The organism is Paraburkholderia sp. D1E (genome assembly GCF_052682275.1).
Window position 1 is genome coordinate 6,983,508 of the sequence record NZ_JBQYMB010000001.1, and the last position, 15,052, is coordinate 6,998,559.

Below are 15,052 nucleotides of genomic sequence, written 5' to 3' on the forward strand. Positions count from 1 at the left end.
TGCGCAGTCATACAACGAAAATCTGCTTCATCATGAACGAAAGCTCCGCTGACTCCATGCAACCCACGCTGACCGGGCAGACCGTTGAACTCCGGCCGCTTCAGCAGGAACACACGCAGGGTCTGCTCGACGCCGCCGCGGACGGCCAGTTGTGGAACATGACGCTGACTGTGGTGCCAGGACCTGAAACCATCGCCGGCTATATTGCAACCGCGCTCGACGGACGCGCGGCCGGTACTGTGATGCCCTTCGTGATCGTCAGGCGCGATACGGGGGCGATTGTCGGCAGCACGCGGTTCTGGAAGATCGATCGGAAGAACCGGAAGCTCGAAATCGGGCACACGTGGTTGGGCAAGTCAGTGCAGCGCTCGGCGGTGAATAGCGAGGCGAAGTACCTTCTTCTGGGTCATGCGTTCGAAGCGATGCAGTGCGTGCGCGTGCAGTTCACCACGGACGAGCTCAACGAAAAATCGAGAGCGGCGATTCTGCGGATCGGCGCGAAACAGGAAGGGATTGTCCGGCATGAGCGGATCATGCCGGACGGGCGTAAGCGCAACTCGGTGCGCTTTAGCATCATCGATGAGGAGTGGGCAGAGGTGAAGGCGATGCTGGAGGGAAAGCTGGGGCGGTGAGCCCCCGCCTCACGTTACCGACTTCACTTCCGCGTTCAGGCGCAAACCAGCCGCCCCGATCAAACGTGCACGTCCCGCTCACTCAGTGGCGGCGGCGTTGCCCCCGCGAGCTCCTCGCGCAACGCGTCACGTGCATGATGCCGACGCACCCAAAGGGCGGTCAGAATCGGCACGAGAATCGCCGTCACGAGACAAGCCGTCGCCACCATCGCCGTCGCGGCCGGCACTAGCGGCTTGAAGCGCGGAATCATCTCGCCGATGATCGCAGGGTTCGCCACGGCCGCCCCTGCTGTCGACGAAGCCGCCAGCCCCGCCGCCCCATTACCGCCCGCGATCCAGCGGTCGGCGAGGATCAGCGGAATGCCCGTCACGACGATCACTCCGAGGCCCAGCACGATGCCCGGCAAGCCACTCGTGACGATCACGTTCAGGTCGATACCGTTACCGAGCGCAAAGCCGAAAAACGGAATCAGTGGATGCACGCAGCGGCCAAAGAATTCGCGCAGCTCGCTGTCGAGATTACCCAGCGCGAAGCCGATCAGGAATGGCAACACCGCGCCGACGAAAAGCCTCGGTTCGAAGAACGCGACGCCGGTCGCACCGAGAATGATCATGCTGACGAGCGGCCCCGATTCGATCGACATCAGGACGAATGCCCCCGCCTCTTCCTTGCTGCCATATTGCTGCATCACGGCCGCATAGAGACCGCCGTTGGTCATGTCCATCGACGTGGTGATCGCGAGCACCGAGAGCCCGGCGAACAGGCCCGCCTTGACGCCGTCGATCGGAATGAAGTGCGACGCGACTATGGTCGCGATCCACGCCACGATCATTTTGGTCACGAGCAGCGTGCCCGATTTACGCAGCACTACGCCTGTCGCCCGCAGGTCGATCGTCGCACCCATGCAGAAAAACCAGACCGCCAGAATTGGCACGGTGCCGGTAATCAATCCATTCGTGAACGACCCGAGGTATTTCCCCCCGCCCGGCGCAAACGTGTGAACACAGGCGCCGAGCAGCAACGGCACCAGCATCAGGCCGCCAGGAATGCGGTCGATGGCCTTCTTGAGCTTCATGCCTCCTCCATGGACTTCGCGTCCAGTTATCGGGTGGATCACCCGGGGTAATGTCCCGTTCTTACGCCGGTCGACTCCCTTTCGGCGCAATATAGCATCGCGTTAGGAACAACGTTCCGTTTTAGATGGACTTCCTGCTCATCGTTTACCCGTGTTCCGCGCAAAAGCTTTGCTACTCTTGATGCGGCATCGCAATATTTTCGGACCGACGTTCCAAATCATAAATTCTGCGCTAAAGTCGAGAGCAAACCGGCGCCGCAATACGGCATCGCACGGCGCCCAATCTGACCGGAGAAAAGAACAATGGAAGTGAGGCAGAGCATTAATAGCGAGTACGCGAAGACGCTGGATACCGCGGAACTGCGCAAGCAGTTTCTCGTCGAGCAGGTGTTCGAACGCGACGCGCTTCAACTCACCTACAGTCACATCGACCGCATTATCGTGGGTGGCGTGTGGCCGGCCACACGCGCGGTCGAGGTGCCCACCTCGCTTGGTAAGGCAATCGGTGTCGGCTATCTGCTGGAACGCCGTGAACTCGGCGCGATCAATATCGGCGGCGACGGCTGGGTCGACGTGGACGGCACGCGCTATACGGTGCGCAACGAAGAAGCGATCTACATCGGCAAAGGCAAGCAGGCCATCGCGTTCGGCAGCGACAACGCGGCGCGCCCCGCGAAGTTCTACCTGAACTGCGCACCCGCGCACGAGTCGTATCCGACCCGCACGATCTCGCTTGCGCAAGCGCCACCCGAAACACTGGGCGACCCCGCTACGAGCAACCGCCGCACCATCTACAAGTTCATCGTCCCCGAAGTGCTACCCACCTGTCAGCTCTCAATGGGCATGACGAAGCTCGAGCCGGGCAACCTCTGGAACACGATGCCGTGCCACACGCACGAGCGCCGCATGGAGGTGTATTTCTATTTCAACGTCGCTGACGACGCGGCCGTCTTTCACATGATGGGTGAACCGAACGAAACGCGGCACATCCTCGTGCATAACGAGCAGGCCGTAATCTCGCCAAGCTGGTCGATTCACTCGGGTGTCGGCACGCGTGCGTACACGTTCATCTGGGGCATGGTCGGCGAGAACCAGGTGTTTAGCGATATGGATCACATCGCAGTGCGCGACCTGCGTTGACACGCAACACGCTGGCCACTCCGGCCACCTTCGGCCACCTTCGGCATTCAAGGAGCCTACGCACCGTGAACACCTTCGATCTGACCGGCAAGGTCGCTATCGTCACCGGCAGCAACACGGGCCTCGGCGCCGGCATGGCGATGGCACTCGCAACGGCCGGCTGCGACATCGTCGGCGTGAGCCGCGCCGGCGCCGGCGATACGCCCGCGAGCGTCACGGCGACCGGCCGGCGCTTTGCCGATGTGCGCGCCGACCTCGCGTCGATCGCCCCCGTCGACGACATCGTGCGCGCCGCTGTCGAAGCATTTGGTCATGTCGACGTGCTGGTGAACAATGCGGGCATCATCCGCCGCGAGGACGCGCTCGACTTCAGCGAAGACGACTGGGACGCCGTGATGGACGTCAACCTGAAGAGCGCGTTCTTTCTTTCGCAAGCCGTGGCGCGGCAGTTCGTGAAGCAGCAAAGCGGCGGCAAGATCATCAACGTCGCGTCGATGCTGTCGTTTCAGGGCGGCATACGTGTGGCGTCCTATACGGCGTCGAAAAGCGGCGTGCTGGGTCTTACGCGGCTGCTCGCGAATGAATGGGCCGAGCACGGTATCAACGTGAACGCGATCGCGCCAGGCTACATGGCGACCGCGAACACGGCGGCGCTGCGCGGCGATACGCAGCGAAACGGGGAAATCGTCGGACGCATTCCGGCCGGCCGCTGGGGCACGCCGGAAGATCTTGCAGGACCGGTCGTGTTCCTTGCGTCATCCGCGTCGGACTACGTGCACGGCCATACGCTCGCGGTGGACGGCGGGTGGCTGGCGCGCTAGCGTGGCCGCAGCAGAAGTCACGTGAGCTGCGGGACGCGGTATGCTTTCGGCGCCGGGGCTCAGTCGGCATCGAGCAGTGGTCGAGCAGTGGTCAGATTGTGATCGGGTTGGCATCAACAGGGAATGAGGGAAATGGCAGCAATGGACAAGCAGCGCAAGGACGACGACGTCGCACCCATACAGGAAGCGGACAGCACGTGCGGCACGGCCAATGACAGAGGCGAGTCGGCTTCATCGATCGGCAGGGTCTTCGCGATTCTCGGTGCGATCGGCGACAGCGGACAGATCGGCATCAGCGAATTGTCGCAGCGGCTCGGCATGTCGAAGACCACCGTGCACCGCGTGATCCAGACGCTGAAAGCACTCGGCTATGTGACGCAGGAAATCGAAACCGAGCGCTACCGGTTGACGATCCGCCTGTTCGAACTCGGTGCGAAGGCGCTGGAGAGTGTCGACCTGGTGCGCGAGGCCGACATCGAGATGTGCCGCATCGGCCAGGCCACCCGCGAGGCGATTCACCTCGGCGCGTTCGACGAAGACGCCATCATCTACATCCACAAGATCGACGCCGATTACGGGCTGCGGATGCAGTCGCGGATCGGCCGCCGCAATCCTTTGCATAGCACGGCGATCGGCAAGGTACTGCTCGCGTGGATGGACCCGGCCGAAGCGCGCGAAGTACTCTCGCATGTGGAATTTCGCAAGTCGACGCAAAAGACGCTCGCCTCCGCCGAAGCCGTCCTGAGCATCCTGCCGCACGTGCGCGAGCAAGGCTACGGCGAGGACAACGAGGAACAGGAAGAAGGATTGCGGTGTCTCGCGGTGCCTGTATTCGACCGCTTCGGCCGGGTGATCGCCGGTCTGTCAATTTCGTTTCCGACGATGCGCTGTGGTGCCGACACGAAATCGCACTACGTCGCGCTACTCAAGCAATCGGGGCTCGCGATCTCGACGCGGCTCGGCTATCGTGAAGCGACGGCGCCGGAGCATGTACCCGTCGAAGGCCTGAGCTAAAAACACAGAAACGCCGGAAAAAGCGCCTCAATCAGGCATTCATCACACTCACAAGGACACCGACACGGCGTGCTGTTCGCTATGCCGTGCGGCGAGCACCTTCCGCCAACCCAGACCGCGCTGCGTGGCGCCAGCGGTCCAGGTGGCCCGCGTAGTTCAAGCGGCCTTCGCAGCCGGATTCGGTTCGACACTGCGCGTAAAACTACGGCGGCCGTCGACGCTGACCGGCACGTCGCCCTTCAGCGTCACGCGACGCACCACGCGGTGAGCGTCGCCGTAGTCGTTGACGGCGTAGTGCTGGGTCGCGCGATTGTCCCAGATCGCGACGTCGCCCGCCTGCCAGCGCCAGCGCACGATGTTCTCGAGGCGCGTCACATAGGCCTGTAGCAGTTCCAGCACGTGCGCGGACGCACTCGGTGTGAGGCCGACGAAGCTCTTCACGAAATGACCGAGAATCAGCGTCTTTTCACCCGATTCCGGATGGATGCGCACCACCGGATGTTCAGTCTCATAGCGTGTCGACACGAACACTTCGCGGTAGCGTTTGAGTGCTTCGGCGTCACGTCCGCGCTCGCCGACGTTGGCGTAGTTCGCGTAGTCGTATTCGTTGCTATGCACAGCCCACAGTTGTTCGGCGAGCGCTTTGAGCGGCGGCGGCAGATCCTCGTAAGCGGTGGCGGTGTTGGCCCATACCGTGTCGCCACCCACGTCCGGAATCGTCACGCCGCGCAGGATCGACGCTTGCGGATACGCGTCGACGAACGTCACGTCCGTGTGCCACGAGTTTGCGCGGCCACCGCGATGCGAATCGAGTTCGAGCAGGTAGTCGGTACCGTCGACCACCGGCACCGTGGGATGCGAAACCGGTTCACCAAGCAGTTTGGCGAAGGCTTCCTGATCGGCATCCTCCAGGTGTGTCTGGCCGCGGAAAAAAATCACCTTGTGACGCACCAGCGCCGCGCGAATCGCTTCGACTGTTGTGGATTCGAGCTGGCCCGACAGGCGTACGCCGCGAATTTCCGCGCCGATGCGGCCGGTGACAGGATGAATGTCCAGTGCGTTGGACGTCGCGAGACTGAGATTCGACATGCGATGCAACTCCTAAGTCTGAGGACGAGACAGGTCAGCGCGCCACGCGGCGCGCAGGGCGAAAATCTTTAGCTGAAGGTAGCGACTGCGCGAATCGGCTGAGCGCAGATCAGATCTTCTGATCTAACCAGCGTTAGCGACGCGCGTAAAACACTTGTTTTTCATGTGCTTATCACGCACGCGGGCATAACCATCGCGCGCGGATGCAATGGCGTCGAAATCGCCATGATCCAGGCATCGGGGAAGAATATCGACGGACTCGCTGCCGCCCCAGGAATACGGGCGGCAGGCGATTAACAGACGGACAGTAACAAACGGCTAACGCACGCTAACGGGTCACGGCAGCATCCGCTGCAATGTCTGATCCTTGAGCACGAAGCGATGAAACAACGCGGCCGCGATATGCAACGCGATCAGCGCGAACAACACCCAGGCCAGATAGCCATGGATATCGCCCATTTCATGCCCCACTGACGAGCCGACCGTCGAGATGCTGGGGTACGGCAATACACCGAGCAGTTTGACGGACCATCCGCGCGAAGACGCATTGGCCCAGCCGAGCAAGGGTACCGCCACCAGCACGACATAAAGAAGGCCGTGCGTGATGTGCGAAACGACACTGAAAAAAGGCGAAAGCGATGCAGGTGCGGGCGTGTGCGTAAGACGCCAGACGATTCTCACCACCACCGCTGCAATCAGCGTTGCTCCCACGCCGAGATGCCATGCGATCAGACCATCAGGCCGCGTACCTTTATGAATGTCAGGCATGGTCCAACCGATCACGAACTGCGCAGCAATCAATAAGACCACCAGCCAGTGAAGGAATCTGGCTACGCCATCGTAGCCAGACGCGTAGCGTGAGAAATTGGCCCGGTCGGATCGCATGATCATAAGAATGTTTAACCGCAGTTAAGCCTTGGAGGGAGCGCGCTCATTTGCGCCGAGGGTACACACATGCTGAGCATACCGACGCAGCATGCTACGGATCAAATCTTAAGAAAAGCTGATGCCGCGTCTGACAATCTCTTTCGGGCCCATGTGGCGGAAATGCATCCGCAAAGCACCGACGACTGCGTATAAAGTGCGATCGGCGATCCATGAGGCCGGATCTCATCCTAAGTCTGCAACTGAATGTATCCGTCTGGCATACACACAGAAATATGTCACACCGTGCATATTCGAGTTGTTCATACGCATGCGCATCAACCTGCCCAAACGCGCCGGATGCATGAAGGCACAACATTTTTCATAGCGCGCTCAACGGGTTGGCCGCCAACTTCTCATCGGCAGAAGGGCTAATCGCCGCGCTGCAACGTGTCCCCGCACTGTGTCATGCACCCCGCCGACATGCGAAGGAATCGACACGTCCTGTTACACACGAACACACCGGTAATTCAGCCGCTCAGTAGAGTTCAATCACACATAAAAAAGGGGCAACGTCATGAAACGAATTTTCGCGCTGGTTCTTTTGGCTATCTCCCTCGGGAGTGCATTGGGCGGCTGCATCGTCGTACCAGAGGGCGGCTACCACGATCATGACCACTACCACGATCACGACCATTATTAAGCGTTGCGCGAGCAGCGCTCTCCACTCTCAATCGTAAAATCCGAGAATAAAACATGAATAGTTCACGAAGCCACTGGCTGTCCTTGGCGATCGTTGCAGGCTTGGGGATTGGTGCATCGTCAGTTGCGCTGGCACACGTCGATGTGGGCGTGAACATCGGCATTCCGGGCGTGGCCTATGCGCCTGCGCCGGTCTATGCTCCGCCGCCACCTGTCTACGCTCCGCCACCGCCGGTGGTCATGGTGAGTCCAGGCTGGTATGGCGACCGCTATTACGACGGCCACCGCTACTGGCAACGGCGCGAGTGGGAAGAACACCATCACGATCGCGAATGGCATGATGCGCGCGGCTATCGCGACGGCCCGCACGGTGACCGGCACGACCACGGCGGCGATCATGGTGATTGGCACGGCCATGGCGATGATCACGGCCGGGGCGATCATTAATGCATGGGCCGTGACGGCGTCACTGACGCGACCGGCCCGCGCGGGTGCTCGCCCCACATCATTTGCAGGAGTGACGATTTGGTACGCAACGATCCACGGCGTGTAACGGCGCAAATCGACGGCGCGGTCATTTCCGCCGAATACAGCGAACAGACCGGCCAATTGTGTTTGCGTCAGGACGGCACCGTGCTTCGCGAATGGTTTCCTCCTCACTCGTGGATTGCGATTGCGTCGGTCGCCGGCGCGCGGCATTGGGGCACGCGGCCTACTGACGAGGACCTTTGGGCTTTGCTGCGCAACGAGATGACATTATTGCGCACGCCATAACCGTATGACGAGCGTAAAGAACACGGGATAAAAGCCGCTGGTCTTGCGATGATCCGTGTACTTCGTATTGCTCTTAACGTGCGTTATAGATCGGCGGCGAATACGAGCTTACCGCTGTGTCACTGCCGCGACCTGCTTGCCACGTGCCGCGGCTGCCCGAACCATAACCGCTGGTATCGGCCTGGGCCGCCCCCTGTTGCCCGGAAACTTGCGCTTGCGTGCCCTGCGTGTTTTGCGGAGCCGGCTGATTCGATTGCGCAAACGAAGCGATCGGGGCGCTAAGAACAACAGCAATAGCAACAGCTTTGATGAGCGATTTCATGAAACCACCTCCAGAGATTGTCTTACACGCGCTGCAAATATGACGTGTTGTGCAGTCGATGAAGACAGTCTAGGTGTGGATCAGACGCGGATAAATCCTCCAATCCCGAATTCACTGTTGCTTTTGGCACGACAATGGCGAACGGCCGCCCATCAAGGGTTTGCCGATGCGAACCGGGTGCCGCGTCAGGATTTTTTACTTAACCCGGCACCTCCGCTTCACATCTCGCGCCCTGCCCGCTCATTCTTATACCGCGGCGACGCCCACATAGTTCTCCGCCATCGCGGTAGCCGCCGCACGCGACGTGGTCACGTATTCGAGTTCGGCTACCTGCAGTTGTTGCTCGAACGGCGATGCACCTTCAATGCGGTGCATCATGCTCGTCATCCAGTAAGAGAAATGCTCCGCACGCCAGACGCGTTTGAGCGCGGTCTCGCTGTAGCTGTCGAGCAGATCGGTACGGTTTTCGACGTAAAAAGCATTCAGCGCCCTGGTCAGCACACGTACGTCGGCAACCGCGAGATTCATGCCCTTGGCGCCGGTGGGCGGCACGATATGCGCGGCGTCGCCGGCAAGAAAGAGGCGGCCATGCTGCATGGTGGCCGACACGAAACTGCGCATGCCGACAATATTCTTCTGGAAAATTTTTCCATCCACGATTTTCTGGCCGTCGTGCGAATCGACACGTGCGTGCAGTTCGGCCCAGATCCGGTCGTCCGACCAGTTGTCGACGGAATCCTTAGGATTACATTGGAAATACATACGCTGCACATTCGGTGAGCGCGTGCTGATCAGCGCGAAACCGCGATCGTGCCGCGCGTAGATCAATTCATCCGACGACGGCGGCCCTTCGCACAAAATGCCGAACCAGCCAAACGGATAGACGCGCTCGAAGTCCTTGCGCAGCGCCTGCGGAATCGACGCACGCGAGACGCCTTGCGAGCCGTCACAACCGATCACAAAGTCGCATTGCAATTCACATGCTTCGCCTTCGTGGCGATAGCGAATCGACGGTTTATCAGTATCGATACCGTGCAGCGATGTGTCCGTCACGCCGAAACGCAAGGCGCCGTTGGCAGCTATGCGCGCGGCGACCAGGTCCTTGATGACTTCGTGCTGCGCGTAGACCGTGATCGAATGGCCAGTGAGTCCGGTGAGATCGATACGGCGCCGCTTGCCTTCAAAAGCCAGTTCGAAGCCGTGATGCAGCGCGCCTTCGGCCTTCATGCGCGCGCCGACACCGGCCTCGGTGAGCAGGTCCATCGTGCCCTGTTCGAGCACGCCGGCGCGGATGGTGGATTCGATCTGCTCGCGAGTACGCGATTCGAGCACGACGGAGTCGATACCGCGCAGGTGAAGAAGATGGGAAAGAAGCAGGCCTGCAGGCCCGGCGCCGATGATGCCAACTTGGGTGCGCATGAGTTGTCTCCTGAATGCGTTTGATTTGCACGCAGTTTGACAATCACACCCTGTATCGCGCAACGCGATATCACGGATATGCGTTATCTTGTTTTGAGATAATTGATGTGCCGGTTCGAACGGATTGGATACACGTAAATGCGCCTCACCGTTGCCCAGACGGCACGTGCGCTCATTCGACTGATAGCCGATCAGTCCGTATCGTTTTGCGCGGCCTCGAGGTAAACCCTAACCAGTTTACGGATCTCGGCAAGCAACTTCCGGCGCGCTGCGGGCTTCTCCTCGCCCGCCCCTGCGACTGCTTTGAGCACATGCAGAAGCACCACCGCCATCGTCTCCGACTGCGCTTTCGCCAGATGAGGAATCGCGTTGCGCAAAATCGTGGCGATGCCGCCGCGCATTGTTTCGCGAAAACGTGCGCGTCGTTCGTCGCTGCCACCGCGCGCGTCCACAAGTGCAACGGCCAAACTGCGTTGCGAATGCAGCGACGCCATGAAATCGACGAATGCGTCGGCGAGTTGGTGAGGCGTCATCGCCGGTGCCTGGTCGGCGAGCGTGGCAAAGCCACTCGTCGTGTGCTGCACATAGCGCGAAAGCAACGCATCCGCCAAGGATTCCTTGGATGGGAAAAACCGGTACAGCGAGCCGATCGCCGTGCTCGAGCGCGCGGCGATCTCGGTCATGGTGGCCGCGTCGTAGCCCTTTTCGGTAAACACCGCCACACCCGCTTCCATGATCGCCGCGACCCGCAGATGCCCCCGTTGCCGTTTCGGTTCCTGCGCGCCGCTAGAAAGTGTTGTTGCCATACCGGAGAATTTTAACTGTCTTTTTTTGCGAGGTTGGCCTCGCATAGTGCATGCGGATTCCAGCATGCATGTTAACTCCACAACTGGCAGCGGCCAAGGCTACTGGCGATGCGCGTACGTTGTTGTTCACAATACGAAGTCCGGACTGGACCGGTTTGACTTATGCGAGGACATCCTCTACTATCTTTTGCGAGGATACCCTCGCAAAAGTACGACGTCACCCGCACGACATGATCGATGCGGCCCGATCGCGTTTTTCGCTAACCAAACAAACCATTCCATGAGCTATCTCGCCCTGTTTTTCTCCGGCGCGTTCCTGTGTAATTGCGTCCCGCACCTCGCGAGCGGCCTGCGCGGCGAGCCGTTTCCAACACCCTTTGCGAAACCCCATGGCGTCGGCAATTCGTCGGCGCTAGTCAATGTGCTGTGGGGTTATTCCAATCTGCTCGCCGGCCTCTACCTGCTCACGCGGCAGCCTGTCACGATCGGCGTGAATGCAAACTGCCTCACCGTGCTTGCCGGCGTGCTGGTATTGGGCACGTTTTCGGCGGTGCATTTCGGCAAAGTCTGGCAGAGTAAGCACACGCGCTAATACGGTCGTTGGAGCCCGCCCACAATGCAATTCGCTCCGTTACGCAAGGAACAGGCGATAAACAGGATTCTGCGTCTCTTCCCAGTACGGATAACCCAGCGTTGTGAGAAAGCGCTCGAACCCGCTGTTCTCACTCTCCGGCACCTGAATGCCGACCAGAATCGAACTGTAGTCCGCGCCCTGGTTGCGGTAATGGAACAGGCTGATATTCCAGTTCGGCGCCATCGACGACAAAAACTTCATCAGCGCGCCCGGCCGCTCCGGAAACTCGAAACGGAACAGACGTTCGTCGTGGGCCAAAGGCGAGCGGCCGCCGACCATGTAGCGGATGTGCTGCTTCGAGAGTTCGTCGAAGGTCAGATCGACGGTGGCGAAACCGTGCGCCTCGAATGCATCCGCGATCTGCGCCGATTCGCTGCGATTCCTGATCTGCACGCCGACGAAAATATGTGCTGAATTCGCGTCCGCAATCCGGTAGTTGAACTCGGTGACGCTGCGCGTGCCCACCAGTTCGCAGAATCGGCGGAAGCTGCCGCGCTCTTCAGGGATCGTCACGGCGAACACCGCCTCACGCGCTTCACCGACTTCCGCGCGCTCGGCCACGAAACGCATGCGGTCGAAGTTCATGTTCGCGCCGGACGTGATCGCGATCAGCGTCTGGTTCTCGATGCCTTCGCGCTCGGCATACTGCTTCGCGCCTGCGACGGCGAGCGAGCCGGCCGGCTCCAGCACGCTGCGGGTGTCCTGGAACACGTCCTTGATCGCGGCACATAGTGCATCCGTGTTCACGATCAGCACGTCGTCGAGATATTCGCGGCATAGCCGGAAGGTTTCCTCGCCGACCAGCTTGACCGCCGTGCCGTCCGAGAACAGGCCCACTTCATTTAACGTCACCCGTTCGCCGGCCTTCAGGGAGGCCGCCATCGCGCACGAATCATCGGTCTGCACGCCGATCACCTTGATCTCCGGGCGCACCGATTTCACGTACGCGGCGACCCCCGCGGCCAGGCCTCCGCCGCCGATCGGCACGAAGATCGCGTGGATCGGGCCCTGATGCTGGCTGAGAATCTCCATCGCAACGGTGCCCTGGCCCGCGATCACGTACGGATCGTCGAACGGGTGAACAAACGTAAGACCGCGTTCTTCCTGCAGCTTCACCGCATGTCCGTACGCGTCGCTATAGGACTCGCCGAACTGCACCACTTCGACCGTCGCGCCGCCATGCGCGCGTACCGCATCGACCTTCAACTGCGGCGTGGTCACTGGCACGACGATAATCGCCTTCACGCCCATGCGCGCCGCCGACAGCGCCACGCCCTGCGCGTGATTGCCCGCCGACGCGGTAATCACCCCCCGCTCCAGCGCGTCCGCCGGAATATGCGCCATCTTGTTGTACGCGCCGCGCACCTTGAACGAGAACACCGGCTGGTTATCCTCGCGCTTCAGATAAACCGGATTGCGTAGCCGTGCCGACAGATTCGGCGCGCGTTCGAGTTCGGTCTCGCGGGCCACGTCGTAGACGCGCGCGGTCAGGATTTTCTTCAGGTAGTCGTGGCGCAACGCCACGCTGTCTGCGGGTTCCGCAACCTGATTGAGTTTGTGTAACGACAAGGCAAGCTCCTGTGCGGCAAGGGCAAATCAACAGAGAGAGATCACCAGGAGGCAGGCAGAAAGCGGACATAAAAAAACCCGCCTCGTGGGGCGGGTTGATGTTGCTGCTATCAGACGCGCGCTAACCCACCATTCGATGAATGGTGCTAATAATCAGCGCAATACGGATGTCGAGGCAGTTCATGCGTTTGATCATCGTTGACTTGGCGGCCTTTGTCAATCCCTGTTCGTTACATCGGGCAACGCCGCCAGTGAGCCGCGTGGCTCGGCGATATCTCGCGGTATGGCTAACCGCTGCAGCAAACGGTGTAGCGACCCCAGCGGTAAAAAAGGAGCCGCGAAGGGAGCCGCAAACTCATGGTTGCGGCACTTCCGCGACCCGCAAACCGGGATTCGGCGCGACGGTTTCACGCCGCGTACTCAGCACTCTTTCGCGCAGAAACACGTCGAACTGTGCCATCACCGCATCACGGGCAGCGCGGGAAAAGAGCGCGTGATCCACCTTGCCAACCACCTTCGCGGTGATGTTCCTCAGCTTGCCAAGCTGACTGCCGCTCGGTCCAAAATGAATCTCCAACTCGTCCAACCCCTCGTCGAGCGGACCGTACATCAGCGAGGTTTGCACTCCCTTGCGTTCGAGTTCCAGCGCGATTCTGCGGACGGCGCCCCCCGGCGTAGACTGCCCGAAAAGCCGTTCGAACGCCGTGCTGGCTCGTGCAGTGATACGCGCGCATAGACGACGCGTGAGTTCGGCAGTGATCGCGCGGCCGTTCACCTGCCCGGTCAACAGCCGCAGCCATTTGCGTGGATTGCGCATTGCACGCCGGTAGACGACACTCGACGCCACGTGCTGCGCGCCGGGCCGCGTCCGCGCGCCACCCCACACGAACAGCGGTGGATTGACGGCGGCGCAACCCACCACGCCGGGATGGGTGAGCGCCGTATGAATGCTGACATACGCACCCGTGCAAACGCCGAACATGACGGTTTTCGGATAACCGGCCCCCGCCAGCCAGTCGACGCCCGAGCGGGCATCCGAGACGGCATATTGGGCGTACACCCTATCGAGCGTCAGCGCTTCGTCGCGACGCAGACTATCGCCGAGACCGCTAAGGTCCATGCGCAGCGATGCGATGCCCTGGGCCGCGAGATGCCGCGCCATCAGCACCGTGAAGCGGCCGTCGCCGATCCGGTGCACGCCGCCCGTGTTGACGAACAGTACCGCCGGTGCCCCTTCAAGCGCGCGCGATGGCTGACAGAACACCCCTGCGTAGCACCCATCATCGAACACGACGGGCACCTCATGACCGTGCGCGAACTCGATCCGCGCCGCCGCTGCGCAGCCCAGCAGTTCCACCGCCGTCCCGGTCGCCATGGCTGCCCTTGCGCCCAGCCATTCGAGCACACTGCCGAATGCCTCCGCCGGCGGCTCGCTATAGCTGGGATCGAGCAGAAACCTGCTGTACTCGCTGAAAATTTGCAGGTCAATCTGAGCGCCCTGAGCCTGATAATGCCTGGCCAGCCGCTTCAGACGCGCACTTTCGCTCAGGTCGTGCAGCAGCACACGCCGCGCGGGACATTGCATGCTCTGTTCGAGGTCGACCTTCGCCAGCATCTCGAGCGAGTCCGGATAGAGACGGAAGCCGTGCGCACCGATCGTTTCCGCGGCCTCGGCATCGAGGCTGACCCCGAGCGCTTTTTGCGCACTGAGCCAGCTTTGATGCTGAATTTCCAACTCGCGGATGTAGTTCTTGCCCGAACTCAGCGGCATGAGCAGCACGAGATTCTCGACGTCGCCTAACTCTTCGGCGGCCAACGCCGCGAGCGTAGCGCCCAGGCGGAGCCCACATAGGCTCAGCCGCGTCACACCGGTTTCGGCGCGCAGCCACGCTGCGGCCGCCTTGATGCTGTCGAGCCACGCGCGCAAGCGCTGCGGGTCTTCCTCGCTGCCGCTCGAATCGCCCGTGCCAGGATAGTCGAAGCGCAGCGTGGGCGTACCGCGCGCAGCGAGCGCCTCGGCAAATTCGCGCCAGCCACGATAGGTGCACAGTGCTTCGTAGCCGAACGGATTGCATAGCACCACACCCATTTCCGCCTGAGTGTCGACCGGTCGGTGCAGCCATCCGAAACAACCGTCGAACGTTACCGGCGTCATGGTGGACGGATTCGTCATGATCGGTCGCTGCAACG

Annotated in this window: 16 protein-coding genes; 8 read left to right on the forward strand and 8 right to left on the reverse strand. The window is 61.0% G+C overall.

Going from position 1 to position 15,052, the window contains the following annotated elements; all coding sequences use genetic code 11:
- Positions 1–32: 32 nt before the first annotated feature.
- A complete protein-coding gene (locus tag ACUN0E_RS31440) occupies positions 33–632 on the forward strand; it encodes a GNAT family N-acetyltransferase (RefSeq protein WP_408241393.1) in 600 nt (199 codons plus the stop codon).
- A 59-nt stretch (positions 633–691) separates the two neighbouring features.
- On the opposite strand, the gene kdgT is transcribed toward ACUN0E_RS31440, so the two are convergent.
- On the reverse strand, positions 692–1,708 hold the full coding sequence (gene kdgT, locus ACUN0E_RS31445; RefSeq protein ID WP_408241390.1) for a 2-keto-3-deoxygluconate transporter: 1,017 nt from the start codon (positions 1,706–1,708) through the stop codon (positions 692–694).
- 303 nt (positions 1,709–2,011) lie between these two features.
- On the opposite strand from kdgT, the gene kduI reads away from it, so the two are divergent.
- From kduI to kdgR, 3 genes are all read left to right on the forward strand, one after another.
- A complete protein-coding gene (gene kduI / locus ACUN0E_RS31450) occupies positions 2,012–2,848 on the forward strand; it encodes a 5-dehydro-4-deoxy-D-glucuronate isomerase (RefSeq protein WP_408241387.1) in 837 nt (278 codons plus the stop codon).
- A 65-nt stretch (positions 2,849–2,913) separates the two neighbouring features.
- The gene (gene kduD / locus ACUN0E_RS31455) at positions 2,914–3,669 is read left to right on the forward strand and encodes a 2-dehydro-3-deoxy-D-gluconate 5-dehydrogenase KduD (RefSeq protein WP_408241384.1); all 756 of its coding nucleotides are present in this window, start codon (positions 2,914–2,916) and stop codon (positions 3,667–3,669) included.
- Between the two features lie 132 nt (positions 3,670–3,801).
- Entirely contained in the window at positions 3,802–4,683 is an 882-nt protein-coding gene (kdgR, locus tag ACUN0E_RS31460; protein ID WP_408241381.1) for a DNA-binding transcriptional regulator KdgR, read from the forward strand.
- 156 nt (positions 4,684–4,839) lie between these two features.
- Here the strand turns inward: kdgR and ACUN0E_RS31465 are convergent, their stop codons facing one another.
- The gene (locus tag ACUN0E_RS31465) at positions 4,840–5,772 is read right to left on the reverse strand and encodes a TauD/TfdA dioxygenase family protein (RefSeq protein WP_408241378.1); all 933 of its coding nucleotides are present in this window, start codon (positions 5,770–5,772) and stop codon (positions 4,840–4,842) included.
- A gap of 336 nt (positions 5,773–6,108) precedes the next feature.
- Positions 6,109–6,663 carry a cytochrome b gene (locus ACUN0E_RS31470; protein ID WP_408241375.1) on the reverse strand — a complete coding sequence of 185 codons (555 nt, stop codon included), beginning with the start codon at positions 6,661–6,663 and terminating at the stop codon, positions 6,109–6,111.
- A 550-nt stretch (positions 6,664–7,213) separates the two neighbouring features.
- Here ACUN0E_RS31470 and ACUN0E_RS31475 point away from each other — a divergent pair.
- The 3 genes from ACUN0E_RS31475 to ACUN0E_RS31485 all read left to right on the forward strand — a co-directional run bounded on the left by ACUN0E_RS31475 (position 7,214) and on the right by ACUN0E_RS31485 (position 8,112).
- Complete coding sequence (locus tag ACUN0E_RS31475) at positions 7,214–7,339, forward strand: hypothetical protein (RefSeq protein WP_408241372.1); 126 nt, start codon at positions 7,214–7,216, stop codon at positions 7,337–7,339.
- A gap of 53 nt (positions 7,340–7,392) precedes the next feature.
- Positions 7,393–7,785, forward strand: coding sequence for a hypothetical protein (locus ACUN0E_RS31480; RefSeq protein WP_445569030.1), 393 nt, complete (start codon positions 7,393–7,395; stop codon positions 7,783–7,785).
- A 78-nt stretch (positions 7,786–7,863) separates the two neighbouring features.
- Positions 7,864–8,112: a hypothetical protein gene (locus ACUN0E_RS31485; RefSeq protein WP_408389460.1), complete on the forward strand. Its 249-nt coding sequence runs from the start codon at positions 7,864–7,866 to the stop codon at positions 8,110–8,112.
- A 73-nt stretch (positions 8,113–8,185) separates the two neighbouring features.
- Here the strand turns inward: ACUN0E_RS31485 and ACUN0E_RS31490 are convergent, their stop codons facing one another.
- From ACUN0E_RS31490 to ACUN0E_RS31500, 3 genes are all read right to left on the reverse strand, one after another.
- Complete coding sequence (locus ACUN0E_RS31490; RefSeq protein ID WP_445569031.1) at positions 8,186–8,434, reverse strand: hypothetical protein; 249 nt, start codon at positions 8,432–8,434, stop codon at positions 8,186–8,188.
- 246 nt (positions 8,435–8,680) lie between these two features.
- Positions 8,681–9,853 carry a 4-hydroxybenzoate 3-monooxygenase gene (locus ACUN0E_RS31495; RefSeq protein ID WP_408340850.1) on the reverse strand — a complete coding sequence of 391 codons (1,173 nt, stop codon included), beginning with the start codon at positions 9,851–9,853 and terminating at the stop codon, positions 8,681–8,683.
- A gap of 191 nt (positions 9,854–10,044) precedes the next feature.
- Entirely contained in the window at positions 10,045–10,659 is a 615-nt protein-coding gene (locus ACUN0E_RS31500) for a TetR/AcrR family transcriptional regulator (RefSeq protein ID WP_408241358.1), read from the reverse strand.
- 280 nt (positions 10,660–10,939) lie between these two features.
- On the opposite strand from ACUN0E_RS31500, the gene ACUN0E_RS31505 reads away from it, so the two are divergent.
- Complete coding sequence (locus ACUN0E_RS31505) at positions 10,940–11,251, forward strand: hypothetical protein (RefSeq protein WP_445569032.1); 312 nt, start codon at positions 10,940–10,942, stop codon at positions 11,249–11,251.
- Between the two features lie 39 nt (positions 11,252–11,290).
- Here ACUN0E_RS31505 and ilvA read toward each other — a convergent pair whose 3' ends face one another.
- Positions 11,291–12,862 carry a threonine ammonia-lyase, biosynthetic gene (ilvA, locus tag ACUN0E_RS31510; RefSeq protein WP_445569033.1) on the reverse strand — a complete coding sequence of 524 codons (1,572 nt, stop codon included), beginning with the start codon at positions 12,860–12,862 and terminating at the stop codon, positions 11,291–11,293.
- Positions 12,863–13,217: 355 nt separating this feature from the next.
- Positions 13,218–15,035: a serine aminopeptidase domain-containing protein gene (locus ACUN0E_RS31515; protein WP_445569034.1), complete on the reverse strand. Its 1,818-nt coding sequence runs from the start codon at positions 15,033–15,035 to the stop codon at positions 13,218–13,220.
- Positions 15,036–15,052: the final 17 nt, after the last annotated feature.

Coding starts and splice junctions, on each gene's coding strand:
- kdgR (WP_408241381.1), top strand. CDS start 3,802: ATGGCAGCAATGGACAAGCAGCGCAAGGACGACGACGTCGCACCCATA.
- ACUN0E_RS31515 (WP_445569034.1), bottom strand. CDS start 15,035: ATGACGAATCCGTCCACCATGACGCCGGTAACGTTCGACGGTTGTTTC.
- kdgT (WP_408241390.1), bottom strand. CDS start 1,708: ATGAAGCTCAAGAAGGCCATCGACCGCATTCCTGGCGGCCTGATGCTG.
- ACUN0E_RS31440 (WP_408241393.1), top strand. CDS start 33: ATGAACGAAAGCTCCGCTGACTCCATGCAACCCACGCTGACCGGGCAG.
- kduI (WP_408241387.1), top strand. CDS start 2,012: ATGGAAGTGAGGCAGAGCATTAATAGCGAGTACGCGAAGACGCTGGAT.
- ACUN0E_RS31490 (WP_445569031.1), bottom strand. CDS start 8,434: ATGAAATCGCTCATCAAAGCTGTTGCTATTGCTGTTGTTCTTAGCGCC.
- ACUN0E_RS31500 (WP_408241358.1), bottom strand. CDS start 10,659: ATGGCAACAACACTTTCTAGCGGCGCGCAGGAACCGAAACGGCAACGG.
- ACUN0E_RS31465 (WP_408241378.1), bottom strand. CDS start 5,772: ATGTCGAATCTCAGTCTCGCGACGTCCAACGCACTGGACATTCATCCT.
- ACUN0E_RS31505 (WP_445569032.1), top strand. CDS start 10,940: ATGAGCTATCTCGCCCTGTTTTTCTCCGGCGCGTTCCTGTGTAATTGC.
- ACUN0E_RS31470 (WP_408241375.1), bottom strand. CDS start 6,663: ATGATCATGCGATCCGACCGGGCCAATTTCTCACGCTACGCGTCTGGC.
- ACUN0E_RS31495 (WP_408340850.1), bottom strand. CDS start 9,853: ATGCGCACCCAAGTTGGCATCATCGGCGCCGGGCCTGCAGGCCTGCTT.
- ACUN0E_RS31480 (WP_445569030.1), top strand. CDS start 7,393: ATGAATAGTTCACGAAGCCACTGGCTGTCCTTGGCGATCGTTGCAGGC.
- ACUN0E_RS31475 (WP_408241372.1), top strand. CDS start 7,214: ATGAAACGAATTTTCGCGCTGGTTCTTTTGGCTATCTCCCTCGGGAGT.